Source organism: Micromonospora citrea (assembly GCF_049629545.1).
In the GTDB taxonomy this organism is placed as follows: Bacteria; Actinomycetota; Actinomycetes; order Mycobacteriales; family Micromonosporaceae; genus Micromonospora; species Micromonospora citrea_A.
The window spans coordinates 1-13,133 of record NZ_JBNADX010000003.1 but is presented as its reverse complement, the minus strand read 5'-3'; the positions used below and the strand labels follow the sequence as shown (position 1 = coordinate 13,133).

General features: G+C 74.4%; 11 protein-coding genes. 8 read left to right on the top strand and 3 right to left on the bottom strand.

The window, feature by feature from the left end; genetic code table 11:
• Positions 1 to 248 precede the first annotated feature (248 nt).
• The 4 genes from ACPFP2_RS04420 (at position 249) to ACPFP2_RS04405 (ending at position 2,867) form a co-directional block, all read left to right on the top strand.
• Entirely contained in the window at positions 249 to 572 is a 324-nt protein-coding gene (locus ACPFP2_RS04420; protein ID WP_424086357.1) for a hypothetical protein, read from the top strand.
• Positions 573 to 661: 89 nt separating this feature from the next.
• The gene (locus ACPFP2_RS04415) at positions 662 to 1,429 is read left to right on the top strand and encodes an SGNH/GDSL hydrolase family protein (RefSeq protein WP_424086355.1); all 768 of its coding nucleotides are present in this window, start codon (positions 662 to 664) and stop codon (positions 1,427 to 1,429) included.
• A 2-nt stretch (positions 1,430 to 1,431) separates the two neighbouring features.
• Positions 1,432 to 1,878: an imidazolonepropionase-like domain-containing protein gene (locus tag ACPFP2_RS04410; protein WP_424086353.1), complete on the top strand. Its 447-nt coding sequence runs from the start codon at positions 1,432 to 1,434 to the stop codon at positions 1,876 to 1,878.
• Positions 1,879 to 1,964: 86 nt separating this feature from the next.
• Positions 1,965 to 2,867 (top strand): sulfurtransferase, encoded by a 903-nt coding sequence (locus tag ACPFP2_RS04405; protein ID WP_424086352.1) that lies wholly within the window; start codon positions 1,965 to 1,967, stop codon positions 2,865 to 2,867.
• Positions 2,868 to 2,963: 96 nt separating this feature from the next.
• On the opposite strand, the gene ACPFP2_RS04400 is transcribed toward ACPFP2_RS04405, so the two are convergent.
• Together ACPFP2_RS04400 and ACPFP2_RS04395 are read right to left on the bottom strand one after the other, a co-directional pair.
• A complete protein-coding gene (locus ACPFP2_RS04400) occupies positions 2,964 to 4,199 on the bottom strand; it encodes a S8 family peptidase (protein WP_424086350.1) in 1,236 nt (411 codons plus the stop codon).
• A 71-nt stretch (positions 4,200 to 4,270) separates the two neighbouring features.
• Entirely contained in the window at positions 4,271 to 5,506 is a 1,236-nt protein-coding gene (locus tag ACPFP2_RS04395) for a S8 family peptidase (protein ID WP_424086348.1), read from the bottom strand.
• Between the two features lie 302 nt (positions 5,507 to 5,808).
• On the opposite strand from ACPFP2_RS04395, the gene ACPFP2_RS04390 reads away from it, so the two are divergent.
• Complete coding sequence (locus ACPFP2_RS04390; protein ID WP_424086346.1) at positions 5,809 to 6,381, top strand: VanZ family protein; 573 nt, start codon at positions 5,809 to 5,811, stop codon at positions 6,379 to 6,381.
• Here the strand turns inward: ACPFP2_RS04390 and ACPFP2_RS04385 are convergent.
• Positions 6,272 to 7,651 carry an MFS transporter gene (locus ACPFP2_RS04385; protein ID WP_424086344.1) on the bottom strand — a complete coding sequence of 460 codons (1,380 nt, stop codon included), beginning with the start codon at positions 7,649 to 7,651 and terminating at the stop codon, positions 6,272 to 6,274. The two genes, ACPFP2_RS04390 and ACPFP2_RS04385, sit on opposite strands and share 110 nt — an antisense overlap.
• Positions 7,652 to 7,755: 104 nt before the next feature.
• Here ACPFP2_RS04385 and ACPFP2_RS04380 point away from each other — a divergent pair, with 104 nt between their 5' ends.
• From ACPFP2_RS04380 to ACPFP2_RS04370, 3 genes are all read left to right on the top strand, one after another.
• The gene (locus ACPFP2_RS04380; protein WP_424086342.1) at positions 7,756 to 9,549 is read left to right on the top strand and encodes an HSP90 family protein; all 1,794 of its coding nucleotides are present in this window, start codon (positions 7,756 to 7,758) and stop codon (positions 9,547 to 9,549) included.
• Positions 9,546 to 12,386, top strand: coding sequence for a hypothetical protein (locus ACPFP2_RS04375; protein WP_424086340.1), 2,841 nt, complete (start codon positions 9,546 to 9,548; stop codon positions 12,384 to 12,386). The genes ACPFP2_RS04380 and ACPFP2_RS04375 overlap by 4 nt, the downstream gene beginning before the upstream one ends.
• A gap of 100 nt (positions 12,387 to 12,486) precedes the next feature.
• A complete protein-coding gene (locus ACPFP2_RS04370; protein WP_424086338.1) occupies positions 12,487 to 13,113 on the top strand; it encodes a TetR/AcrR family transcriptional regulator in 627 nt (208 codons plus the stop codon).
• Positions 13,114 to 13,133 lie beyond the last annotated feature (20 nt).

Genomic DNA, 13,133 nt, shown 5'->3' with positions numbered 1-13,133 from the left:
TCCTCCACGACTTCCCTGGTGTCTCCCCGGCACCGCCACCCGGTCGCCACGGCTGGCCCGGCCCCGCCCTGAGCGGCGTCGATGCCTTCCGACAGTAGTGCCGTCCTCAGCAGACTGTCACGCAGCGACCACGCAACGGTCGCGGTGGGGCCGCCCGCGAATCCCCCCGGTGCAGGGGCGGCCCCTTCCCACGTCTGGAGGAGGTCGACGATGCGCAATCCGCTCCGGCTCGCGGGCGGGGGCCGCTGGTGAGCCTGCCGGTGCCCCGCCTCGGCCCGTTCCCGGACCGGCCGCGCGCTTACCCGCCGGGGCAGCGGCCGCACCTGCCGATCCGGCCGCTGTGGGTGTGCCGGGCCTGCGGGTCGCCGTGGCCGTGCGCCGAGGCCCGGCTGCTGCTGCGGATCGAGTACGACGACAAGCCGGTCGACCTGGCCGTCTACCTGTCCGGGCTGTACCACGAGGCATGCCATGACCTGTTCCGGCTCAACCCGTACGACGGCCCGACCCCGCGTGAGCTGTTCGAGCGGTTCGTCGCCTGGGGTCCGTACCGGAGATCGGTCGCCGATCGATGACCTCCGCCACGTTCGGCCGCCGGGTGGCAGCGCGCGGCACCCGCCCGGTGACAGACTGGTCGCCGCAGGCAACGAGTGAGGGAGGCGGCGTGCGCTGGCGCAGCTTCGTGGCGGTGGGGGACAGCTTCACCGAGGGCATGGACGACGCTTACCCGGACGGCACCTACCGCGGGTGGGCCGATCTGGTCGCGACCCGGCTGGCCGCCGAAGCCGGCCCCACCTTCGGGTACGCCAACCTGGCGATCCGGGGTCGCCTCTTTCCCGGCGTGGTGGCCGAGCAGGTGCCCGCCGCCCTGGCCATGAAGCCCGACCTGATCAGCTTCGCGGCCGGCGGCAACGACGTGCTGCGCCGCAACTTCGACCCGAACGCCCTGGTCAGCCGCTTCGACGAGGTGGTCGGTGAGCTGCGCTCCGGCGGTGCCGACGTGGTCCTGTTCCGGTTCGCCGACGTGATGGCCCGGCTGCCCGGCCAGCGCCTGGTAGCCCCGCGCATCGAGCTGCTCAACCGGGCCGTCGGGGAGACCGCCGAGCGGCACGGCGCGATCCTGGTCGACCTGTACGCCGACGACACCTTCCTCAACCCGATGCTCTGGAGCACCGACCGGCTGCACCTGTCGGCCGCCGGCCACCGGCGGGTCGCCGCGCAGGTGCTGACCGCGCTCGGCGTCGGCTGCGACGAGGAGTGGCTGCTGGTCCCCGAGAACCCGGCCCCGACGCCCTGGCTCGCCGCCCGTGCCGCCGACCTGCGCTGGGCCGGCCGGCACCTCGCCCCGTGGGTCAAGCGGCGGCTGACCGGTCGTTCGTCCGGCGACACGGTCACCGCGAAGCGTCCGCTGCTCAGCCCGATCACGGACTGACCGTGCGGACCATCCACGCGGCCACCCTGGTCCGGAGCACCCCCGACGACGAGCCGGCGACCGGCCTGGCCGTCCTCGTCACCGGCGACCGGATCGAGGCGGTCGGCCCGCTGGACGAGCTGACGCAGGCGTACCCGCAGGTGCGGGTGCGGCGGTGGGCCGGCATCCTCGGGCCGGCGCTGGTGCACGACGGGCCGTTGCCGCCCGCGCCCAGCCCGCGCGAGCGGGTGCACGCCCTGTTCCGGGCCGGGGTCGGCGCGGTGCTGGCGGCGGACGTGGCCGACCCGGAGCTGCACGCCGCCGCCGTCCGCAACCACGTCGCGGTGCTCGACGCCGCGCGCCCACCGGTGCTGGTCACCGGCGGACGCGCGGACCTGGCCGTCTTCGCCGGGGACGGGTCCTGCCTGGCCACGGTCGTCGCCGGCCGGCTGGTGCACCGCCGCGCCTGATCAGCGCGATCCTCTGTGGCCGGCGCCGCTACGCCCGATTCGGGATGACGGGCCGCCGTGCCGCGATCCGGCGTACCTTGGGGATCATGCCTGTGCCGAGCGATCCGAACCCCCGCCTGAAGTCGTACGCCGACCCGCAGCGCCTGGTCACCACGGAGTGGCTGGCCGAACACCTGGGCGACGAGGGCCTCGTCGTGGTGGAGTCCGACGAGGACGTGCTGCTCTACGACACCGGTCACATCCCGGGCGCCGTCAAGGTCGACTGGCACACCGAGCTGAACGACCAGGTCACCCGGGACTACCTCGACGCGGCCAGCTTCGCCGAGCTGTGCGCCGCCAAGGGCATCGGCCGGGACGACACGGTCGTCTTCTACGGCGACAACTTCAACTGGTGGGCCGCGTACGCCCTCTGGGTCTTCTCCCTGTTCGGCCACGCCGACGTGCGGCTGCTCGACGGCGGCCGGCAGAAGTGGGTCGCCGAGGGACGTGAGCTGACCCGGGACAAGGTGACCCGCCCGCGCGCCGAGTACCCGGTGCCGCAGCGCGACGACGCGCCGATCCGGGCGTACCGGGAGCAGGTGATGGCGCACATCGCCGCCGGCCGACCGCTGGTCGACGTGCGGTCGCCGGGTGAGTACACCGGCGAGATGCTGCACATGCCGGACTACCCGCAGGAGGGCGCGCTGCGCGGCGGGCACATCCCGGGCGCGGTGAGCAAGCCGTGGAAGTCCGCCGCGAACGACGACGGCACGTTCAGGTCCGCCGACGAGCTGCGCGCCATCTACGCCGACCAGCTCGGGCTGAGCCCGTCGGACGACGTGGTGGCGTACTGCCGGATCGGGGAGCGGTCCAGCCACACCTGGTTCGTGCTGCGACACCTGCTGGGCTACCCGCAGGTGCGTAACTACGACGGCTCGTGGACCGAGTGGGGCAACCTGGTCCGGGCCCCCGTCGTCAAGGGTGACCAGCCGGGCGGACTCACCGGCTGACCGGCCGGTGCGGCTCCGTGGGCGACCCCGGACGAGGTGTCGCCCACGGAGCCCGGCAGGTGCCGCAGATCCGCCGCGCGCAGGTGCCGGACGAGGTCAGGGACCGCAGTAGAGCAGCCGGTTCGGCGTCCCGGAGATCACGCCGGTGACCACGTTGACGGTCGCCCGGCTGATCAGGTGGTTCGCCACCTGGGCCGGAGACCACGTCGGGTTGGCCGAGAGCACGAGTGCGGCGCACCCGGCCACGTGCGCGGCGGCCATCGAACTGCCGCTGAGGGTGGCGGTCGCGGTGTTGCCGGTGTGCCAGGTGGAGGTGATGCCACCGCCGGGGGCGTAGAGGTCCAGGCAACTGCCGTAGTTGTTGCTCGTCGACCGGGCATCGGTGGACGTGGTACCGGCAGCGGTCAGCGCCGCGGGCACCCGTGCCGGGGAATAGTTGCAGGCGTTGCCGTTCGCACTGCCCGCCGCCACCGCGTAGGTGATGCCCGAGGCGATCGAGTTGGTCACCGCCGCGTCCAGGGTCGAACTGGCCGAGCCGCCGAGGGCCATCAGCGCCACCGCCGGCCGGAGCGCGTTCCGGGTGACCCAGTCCACCCCGGCGATCACGGTCGCGTAGGTGCCGCTGCCGGTGCAGTTGAGCACCCGGACCGGGTGGAGCCGAACCTCCTTGGCCACTCCGTGCGCGGTGCCGCCGACGGTACCGGCGAGATGCGTGCCGTGGCCGTTGCAGTCGTCCGCCGGGAGCGCGCCGTCGACCAGGTCCACCCCGCCGGTCACCCGCAGGCCGAAGTCCACGTGCGTGCCCCGGATCCCGGTGTCGACGACGTACGCGTGCACGTTGTGCGCGGTGTTCGGGTAGGCGTAACGCCTGTCCAGCGGCAGGCGGCGCTGGTCGATGCGGTCCAGTCCCCAGGAGGGCGGGTCGAGCTGCACGCCGGGGCCGACCAACGGGAGCACCCGGTTCTGCTCCACGTGGGCCACCGCCGGATCGGCGGCGAGGCGGCGGGCGGCCCGTTCGGTGAGTCGTGCCTCGAATCCGGTCAGGGCGCTGCCGTAGACGTGGCCGACGGTTCCGCCGTAGCGGGCCCTCAGCCGGTCTGCGAGCCGGCTGACCTCGACTGTGGCGTCGACGCCCCGGTGGGCCCGGTCGTCGTGCAGCACGACGAGGTAGCTGCCCGGCACGGCGTCCGCGGCACCGGCGTGGCGGACGGTGCCCTCGGCGGCGGTTGCGGTGGCGGCGGTGGCCTGGCCGCCGGTGAACAGCGTGGCGGCGGTCAGGGCGGTCGTCAGGGCGAGTGCGAGCGTCCGGCTCCGCAGGCGTGCTGTCGTCATCTCTCCTCCTCACCAACAGGGGGCCGGCCCCGGGGCGGGTCGCCTCGGGGCCGGTGGTGCGACGGTGCCGGTCAGAACGTGGGCGCCAGGCGGAGCAGCCGGTTCGGCGACCCGGTGCCCGGGTTGGTGATCACGCCGACGGTGGCCTGGTTGACGATGTAGGAGTGCACCTGGGCCGGGCTCCAGGACGGGTAGACCTCCAGCACCCGGGCGGCTGCGCCGGCCACGTGCGGGGCGGCCATCGAGGTGCCGCTGATCGAGTTGGTGGCGGTGTCGCTGGTCTGCCAGGCCGACAGGACGCCCACGCCCGGGGCGAAGAGGTCGGTGCAGCTACCCCAGTTGGAGAACGAGGCCCGCGCGTCGTTGCTCTGCGACGCGTTGACGGTCAGTGCGGTCGGGACCGAGGCCGGCGAGAAGTTGCAGGCGTTGGCGTTCGAGTTGCCGGAGGCCACCGCGTACGTGACGCCGTCGGCGATGGAGTTGGCGACGGCGGTGTTGAGCGAGCTGTTCCGGCTGCCGCCGAGGCTCATGTTCGCCACCGCCGGCTGGCCGGGCTGGTGGTTCGAGGTCACCCAGTTGATGCCGGCGATGACCTGCGCCCAGGTGCCGCTGCCGGAGCAGTTGAGCACCCGTACGCCGATCAGCCGGACGTCCTTGGCGACACCGTAGGTGTTGCCGCCGACGGTGCCGGCGACGTGGGTGCCGTGTCCGTTGCAGTCGGTCGCGGGCAGGGCGCCGTCGACCGCGTCGTAGCCGTCGATGGCCTGGCCGCCGAAGTCGACGTGGGTGGTCCGGATGCCGGTGTCGATGATGTACGCGGTGACGCCGGTGCCGTCGCTGTTCCAGGTGTAGCTCTGATTCAACGGCAGGTACGGCTGGTCGATGCGGTCCAGGCCCCACGGCGGGTTGGTCTGGGTGGCCTGGATCGACACGGCGTGGTTCTGCTCGACGTAGTCGACCGCCGGGTGCGCCGCCAGGCGCTTCGCGGCCCGTGCCGAGAGCTTCACCTCGAAGCCGTTGAGCGCGTCGCCGTAGACGTGACCCACGGTGCCGCCGAACCGCTCGGCCAGGTTGCCGGCGGTGCTTCGCACCGCGGCCTGTCGGGTGCCGGCGCGTCCGCCGACACCGCTGTCCTTCAGTACCACGATGTAGCTGTCGGCCACGGCCGTCGCGCCACCGGCGCTCCGGATCTCGCCGGTGGCGGCGGCCGCCGTTGCCGGAGCGGCGGCCATGGCGGTGACCATGGCGGCGCCGGCGAGCACGCTGACCGCGGCGAGGGTACGCCGGTGGGTGCGAGGGAGTGTCATCTCCCGGTCCTCCTACTGTGGTGGCCCCTCAGGGTGGCTCGTGGCCCGTTGGAGAGGCGTTGGACGTTGGGAAAATCCTAGCCTTTATATTCACGACAATAAATTTTCTCGATATGCGCGATGTGCGGAATATATTGACCGGCGTCAACCTGATTGGGTTGTAAGGAGTGTTGCCGATGGGGTAGCCTCCCGTCCCGTCGAGGGGCGGGCGGGTGGCCCCGGCCCGCCGGGAAGGTGGCCGATCCTCGCCGGCGGTGACGCGCCTCGCCGGTCCGGCCCGCCGGCACCGCTAGGCTGCCCCGATGGGGCAGGTGTGGCGGGACTGGGGCGACGTGCTGCTCGCCACGCTGCTCGCGGTGCCGGTGACGGTGCTGCTCACCGCGCTGCTGGCCCGCCACCGGCGGGACGCGTCCACCCGCGACGAGGCGTGGTGGCGCAGCGCCGCCGAGATCGGCATCGTCGCCGGGACGCTGCCGTGGGTCTGGATGATCCTGACCCCGCGCGACGCTCCCGGCGAGGTCAAACTCGTCCCGGTGCGCGACCTCGTCGACCTGGTCGAGGCCGGCCCTCCGGCCACCGTCGTGGTCCAGGTCGTCGGCAACCTGCTGGTCTTCGCCGCGCTGGGCTTCCTCGCCCCGGTACGCTCCGCCGCCCTCGCCGGCCTCGGCCGGCTCTTCCTGCTCGGGGCCGCCGGCTCCGTGCTGGTCGAGTCGTTGCAGTACGCGCTCGACCTCGGCCGGGTCACCTCGGTCGACGACGTGCTGCTCAACGCGAGCGGAGCGGCCCTGGCCGGGATGCTGTCCCGGCGCTGGTGGGCGGGACGCCGACCGGTGCCGCAGCCGCCGGTCGCAGTCCCCGCCACGCCGCGAGGCTGACCAGCGCGAAGACCACCGACACGGCGACGACCACCGGTCCGACCCCGTACGCCGCGCCCGCCAGTCCGGCCAGCGTCGCGCCGACCGGGGCGGTGAGCAGCGCGACCATCCGCTGCGCCGCGCCGACCCGGCCGAGCAGTTCGGGCGGCACCCGGCCCTGCCCGTACGCGGCCCAGAGGCTGTTCCACACCGTGCCGCCCGCGCCGAAGACGGCCAGCGTCAGCCCGGCAGCCACCGGATGCCGCAGCAGCGCGAACCCGGCCAGGGCGACGCTCTGCGCCACCAACACCAGGCGCAGCGCCCGTACCGTGCCGAGTCGGGCCGCCAGCCGTCCCGCCCCCAGCGCCCCGGCCAGCCCGCCGAGCACCACCCCGGCCAGGAACAGCCCGTACCCGGCCGCCGGCACGAGCAGCACGTCCAGCGCGTAGAGCACCAGCACGGCCATCAGCCCGCTGATCGCCAGGTTCGCACCCCCACCCGCCAACGCCATCCCCCACATCACCCGATCACCCCGCAACCACCGCACCCCCGCCACGCTCTCCCCCCACACCCCGGCGTGGCCTCCGCCCGTCCCGGCGTGGCTTCCGCCCGTCCCGGCGATCTTGCAGTTGTGGTGGGCCTTATATGGCTTTGCTGTGGTTTCGCACCCACCACAACTGCAAGATCGCGAGCTGGGAAGGGTGGGGCGTGGGGTGGGGAGGGTGGGGGGCAGGGTGAGGACGAGGAGGGCGGCGGTGGTGAAGGTGAGGGCGTCGATGGTGAGGGGGAGGGCGGGGGAGATCGCGAAGAGGAGGCCGGCGAGCGGGGCGCCGAGGAAGCCGGCGGCGATTGCCGTACCGGCCTGGAGACGGCCGTTGGCCGAGGGCAGGGCGGCCGGGGCGACCAGGGCGGGCAGCAGCGCGAACGAGGCGGCGTCGAAGAGGGCGCCGAGCGCGGCGAGCAGGAACGCCGTCAGCACCAGCGCCGCGATGCCGGCCCGGTCCACCGCCACCACCACCGCGAGCGCCCCCACCACGGCCGCCCGGACGACGTCCACCACCGCCATCGTCCGGCGGCGGTCCCAGCGGTCCGCGTACACCCCGCCGAGCAGGCCGAACAGCAGCGGCGGGAGCTGGCCCGCGACAGTCACCACGGCCACCGCGCGGGGATCGCGGGTCAACGTCGCGGCCAGCAGCGCCAGCGCCGGCGTACGCAGGGAGTCGCCGAACCGGGACGAGACGGTGGCCGACCAGAGCAGCCGGTAGTCACGGCCGAGACGGGGGGTGGTCATGTCGACGGACCCTGCCCCCTCGACCCGGTCGAGGGTCAAAACGGGGCGGACGGCGTCGGTCCCCGCCGGTACGGTGAGCGCCGGAATCCGACCGGGGAGATCGCGTGGACCGCACCTTCCAGGTCGACCTGCGTGGCGTGGTCGACCTGCTCAGTCATCATCTCTACGGCAGTCCCCGGGTCTACGTCCGGGAGTTGCTCCAGAACGCCGTCGACGCGATCACCGCCCGGCGCGCGGCCGAACCGGACGCGCCGGCCCGGGTGCTGGTCGAGCCGCCCGAGCTGACCGGCGACGGCACGCTGCGGGTGCACGACACCGGCATCGGCCTCACCGAGGCGCAGGTGCACGAGCTGCTGGCCACCATCGGCCGCAGCTCCAAGCGCGACGAGCTGGGCTTCTCCCGGCACGAGTTCCTCGGTCAGTTCGGCATCGGCCTGCTCTCCTGCTTCCTGGTCGCCGACGAGATCCGGGTGGTCACCCGGCACGGCGACCGGCCCACCGTGCTCTGGACCGGCTGGTCCGACGGCCGGTACGCGGTCGCGCCGGCCCCGCCCGGCCAGCAGCGCCCCGAGCCGGGCACCACGGTGACCCTGGTGCCCCGGCGCGACGCCGACCAGTGGTTCGGCACGCCGACCGTCACCGAGCTGGCCCGCCTCTACGGCAGCCTGCTGCCGGTCGACGTCCGGGTCGGCGACACCCCCACCACCGCCGGCCCGCCGCCCTGGCCGACCCGCCCCGGCGCGCCGCTCGACCGCCCGGCCCTGATCCGGTACGCCCAGCAGACCCTCGGCTTCACCCCGTTCGACGTGGTGCCGCTGGCGGTGCCCGAGGCCGGGCTGACCGGGGTGGCCTACATCCTGCCCACGCCCGTGAACCCGGCGGCCCGCGCCGGCCACCGGGTGCACCTCAAGCGGATGCTGCTCACCGAGCACGCCGACGGCCTGCTGCCGGAGTGGGCGTTCTTCGCCCGCTGCGTGGTGGACGCCACCGAGCTGCGCCCCACCGCCAGCCGCGAGTCGCTCTACGAGGACACCCTGCTCGCCGCCACCCGGGACGCCCTCGGCGACCAGGTGCGCGGGTGGCTGGTCCGGCTCGCCCGGCACGACGCCCACCGGCTCGCCGAGTTCCTCCAGATCCACCACCTCGGGGTCAAGGCGCTGGCCCTGCACGACGACGAGATGCTCCGTCTGGTCGACCAGTGGTGGCCGATGGACACCAACGTCGGCACGCTCACCCTCGCCGAGTTCCGCCGACGGCACGGCCTGATCCGGTACGCCGCCGGCCTGGACGAGTTCCGCCAGCTCGCCGCCGTCGCCGCCGCGCAGGACCTGGCCGTGGTCAACGGCGGCTACACGTACGACACCGAACTGATCGAGCGACTGCCCACCGTGGACCGGTCGGTGCTCGTCGAACGGCTCGAACCGAGCGACCTGACCACCCGCTTCGACAGCCTCGACCCGCAGGTCGAACTGGCCCTGCGGCCGTTCCTGACCTGGGCGCAGCGGGCCCTGGAACGGCTCGGCTGCGAGGTGGTGGTCCGGGCGTACGACCCGGTGTCGTTGCCCGCGCTCTACCTGGTCAGCCGTTCGGCGGCGTTCAACGACCAGCTCGCGGCCAGCCGCGACAAGGCCGACGAGCTGTGGGGCGGGGTGCTCGACGCGCTGGCCGCCACCGCGCCGCCGGACCGCCCGCAACTGGTGCTCAACCACCGCAACCCGCTGGTCCGCCGGGTCACCACGCTGACCGACCCGGAGCTGGTCGGCCTCGCCGTCGAGGCGCTGTACGGGCAGGCGCTGCTGCTCGGGCACCACCCCATCCGCGCGGCCGACGCCGCGCTGCTGAACAGTTCCTTCCTCGGCCTCCTCGGCCGGGCCGTACCCGGACGGAGTGAGACGTGAGCGACGACGACCTGTGGCGGGTGCTGCACGAGATCCACAACATGCCGTACGGCGCGGGGCAGGTCGCCGCGCTGGAACAGCTGCTGCGGCGGGCCGACGCGGGTGACGACCGCCACCTCGCCTTCGCCGTCCGGATGCAGGCCACCACCGCGTACGTCTACGGCGGCGAGCCGGCGAAGTCCTTCGTGACCTTCTCCTGGTGCCTGGCCGAGTACGACCGTGACCCGCAGCCGTACCACCAGCGCTTCACCCACCAGCTGCTCTGGCACTTCAAGTACATGGTCAACGCCATGCTGAAGTTCCCCGAGCTGCCGCTGGACCGCACCTACGCCGTGCTCGACGACATGGAACGGCGCTACCGCGACAGCGGGCACACCCTCCAGGCCGTCCACAAGCACCGCTACCTGGTCGCTGCGCACGTCGGCGCGCACGACGAGGCCACCGAGTGGTACCGGCGGTGGCTGACCACGCCGCGGGACGCGCTCTCCGACTGCGCCGGCTGTGACCCCACCACCCAGGTGCAGCACCTCACCGAGTCGGGCCGGGCCGACGAGGCGGTGGCGCTGGCCGAGCCGGTCCTCGCCGGGCGCCTGACCTGCAACGAGCAGCCGCAGGCGATCCTCACCGCGCTGCTGCCGGCGTACCTGGGCACCGGCCGGCGCGACGCCGCGCGGGACGCGCACCGGGAGGCGTACCGGCGGCTGCGCGCCAACCTCTCCGACCTGTGGGACATCGCCGACCACGTCGAGTTCTGCACGGTGACCGGCAACGGGGCACGCGCCCTGGAACTGGTCGAGCGGCACCTGGACTGGCTGGACCGGGCACCCACCCCGGCCGCCGGGATGCACTTCGCCGCCGCCGCGTCCGCCGCGCTGCGGCAGGCGCCGGGCGAGCTGACCGTGCACCGCCGGGCCTCCGGCGACCGGCCGGCCGGCGAGGTGCCGGTCGGCGCGCTCGCCTACGAGTTGGCCGGCACGGCGACCGCGCTGGCCGCCCGCTTCGACGCGCGTAACGGGACGTCGTACCAGTCCGAGCGGATCGCGCGGCGGCTCGCGGCCCGACCCGAGGGCGAGCACCTGCCCCTCTCGGCCAGCCTGCGCCGCCGCCCGGCGGACGCCGCCGCGTCGGCCCCGGCCGGCGGGGCGTCGGTGGAGCCGGTGCGGGTGCCGGCCTCGGCGAGCGCCGAGGAACTGCTGGCCCTCGCCGAGGAGTGCGTCCGTACCCACCGGCAGGACGGGCTGCGGGCGGCGCTGCGGGCGTACGACGAGCGGTTCGCCGGCACCGACCAGCCGGCGGCCGTCCTCGCGCACCGGCTGGAGCTGCACGCGGCCGAGGTGTACGAGTCGACCGGCGGCGCCCGGACGGAGGCGGTCGAGGCCAACCGGCAGGCGCTCGCGGCCTGGCGGGAGGTGCCCGACCCGCTGCGCGCGCAGGTGGTGGCCGGGCGGCTCGGCGCGCTGCTCTGCATGTCCGACGAGGACGCCGAGGAGGGACTGGCGCTGGTCCGCGAGTCGCTCCGGTACCTCGACGAGCACGGCGACCAGCGGGAGCGCGCCGCCGCCAACGACCGGCTCGCGCTGGCGTACGTGCACCGGGAACGCTGGACGGAGGCGCTGGCCGCGGTCGAGCGGGCGACCGCCGAGGCGGACGTCGACCCCTGGCTGGCGACCCGGGTGGCGATGCACCGGGTGCACGTCCTCGAACGGCTGGAGCGTGGCGAGGAGGCGCGGGAGGCGGCCGACCGGGCCCGCCGGCTCGCCCGGGAGGTCGGCGCGAACGACCTGCTGACCTTCGCCTGCCTGGCGTACGCCCGCTGGGTGGACGACCCGGCGGACGCGGTGACCGCCTGCGACGAGGCGCTGCGGGTGGCCCCGGCCGACGCCCGGCTGCCCGTCCGGGTGGCCCGGGGGCGGGCGCTCCTCGGCGCCGACCGGGCGTCCGAGGCGATCGACGACCTCGCCGAGGCGGTGACCCTCTGCGTGGAGCAGGGCGCGGACGGCGACGCCTTCCTGCGCTGGGAGCTGGCCAACGCGTACCGGGTGGCCGGTCGGCTCGGTGAGGCCGCCGAGGTGGCCGAGGAGGCGGTGATCGGGCTGGACCGGCTCGGCGCGCAGGCCGAGGCCGACCGGTGCCGGCACCTGCTGGCCGGGGTGTACGAAGGGCTGGGCGAGATCGACTCGGCGCTCGCGCTGCTCGACCAGCTCGCCGACTACCTCGACGGTCCGGACAACCTCCCGCACCGCGGGCAGGTGCTGGAGGAGGCCGGCGGGATCCTCTACCAGGCCGACCGGGACGCGGTCGCCGCGCAGCGGTTCGACGCGGCGGCGTCGGCGTACCGGCTGGCGGAGCTGCCGCTCGACGAGCTGCGGGCTCGGCGTCGGCAGTTGCTCGCCCTCTTCTGGGCCGGTGACCTGCCGGCCGCCTCCGCCCTGATCGACGTGGTGGACCAGGCCGACGCCGCGCTCACCGGCCTGCCGGAGGAGCCCGTGGTGACGTACGAGCGGGCGCTGGCCGCCGAGGCGGTGGCCCGGGTGTTGACCGGTGAGGAGCGGCTGCTCGCCGCGCTGGACCGGGTGGACGGGGTGGCCGGGCGGCTGCGGTCGATCGAGGCGTTCGGCGAGGCCGCCCAGGTGGACCTGCTCACCGGCGAGCTGCTGCTGCGCTCCGACCGTCCGGTGGAGGCGGAACGGCTGCTCCGGGAGGTGCTGGGCGGCCTGCCACCCGGCACCCGACCGGCCAGCCAGGCGGCCTGGCTGCTGGCGAGGACCCTGGACGAGTTGGGCCGCTCCACCGAGGCGGCCGAACTCCGCGCGGAGCACGGGCTCACCGACTCCTGACCCCGGGGCGGCCGGGTGGCGGCGGAACGGGCCGAAGTGTGAGGCAACCGGTGGGTAACCGAGCCTCCACCACGGCGCGGACGCGGTCTAGGCTTGCCCGGTGGCGGTGGAACAGCAGGCGCGGATCGGGGCGAACGGCGTGGCGGGTACGGGTCGACGGCGGTCCCGCCGGGACGAGATCCTGGAGATCGCGGTCGGCCTCTTCGCCGCGCGCGGCTACCACGGAGTGTCGATGGACGACATCGGCGCCGCGGCGGGGGTGACCGGTCCGGCCCTGTACCACCACTTCGCGGGCAAGGAGGCGATGCTGGTCGCCGCGCTGATCCCGGTCAGCGAAGGGTTGCTCGACGGCGGCCGGGACCGGGCGGCCGGCCGCCCGGGCGACCCGCGTGCCGCGCTGGAGTCGCTGATCGACTTCCACGTCGAGTTCGCCCTGGCCAATCCGGCCGTCATCGCGTTGCACCTGCACGAGCTGGACCGGCTTCCCGACGAGCCGCGCCGCCGCATCCGCCGGCTCCAGCGGCTCTACGTCGAGGAGTGGGTGACGGTGCTGACCGCGCTGCACCCCGACCTGCCCGACGGGGAGGCGCGGGTGCTCGCCCACGCCGCGTTCGGCCTGATGAACTCGACGCCGTTCCTCGGCGGCGAGGTGGACCGCCGCCGTCGCGCCGAACTACTCCGCGCCGCCACCCTCGCCGCCCTAACCGCCCCCACCACCCCCGCCTAACCCCCACCCCCCACCCCCAC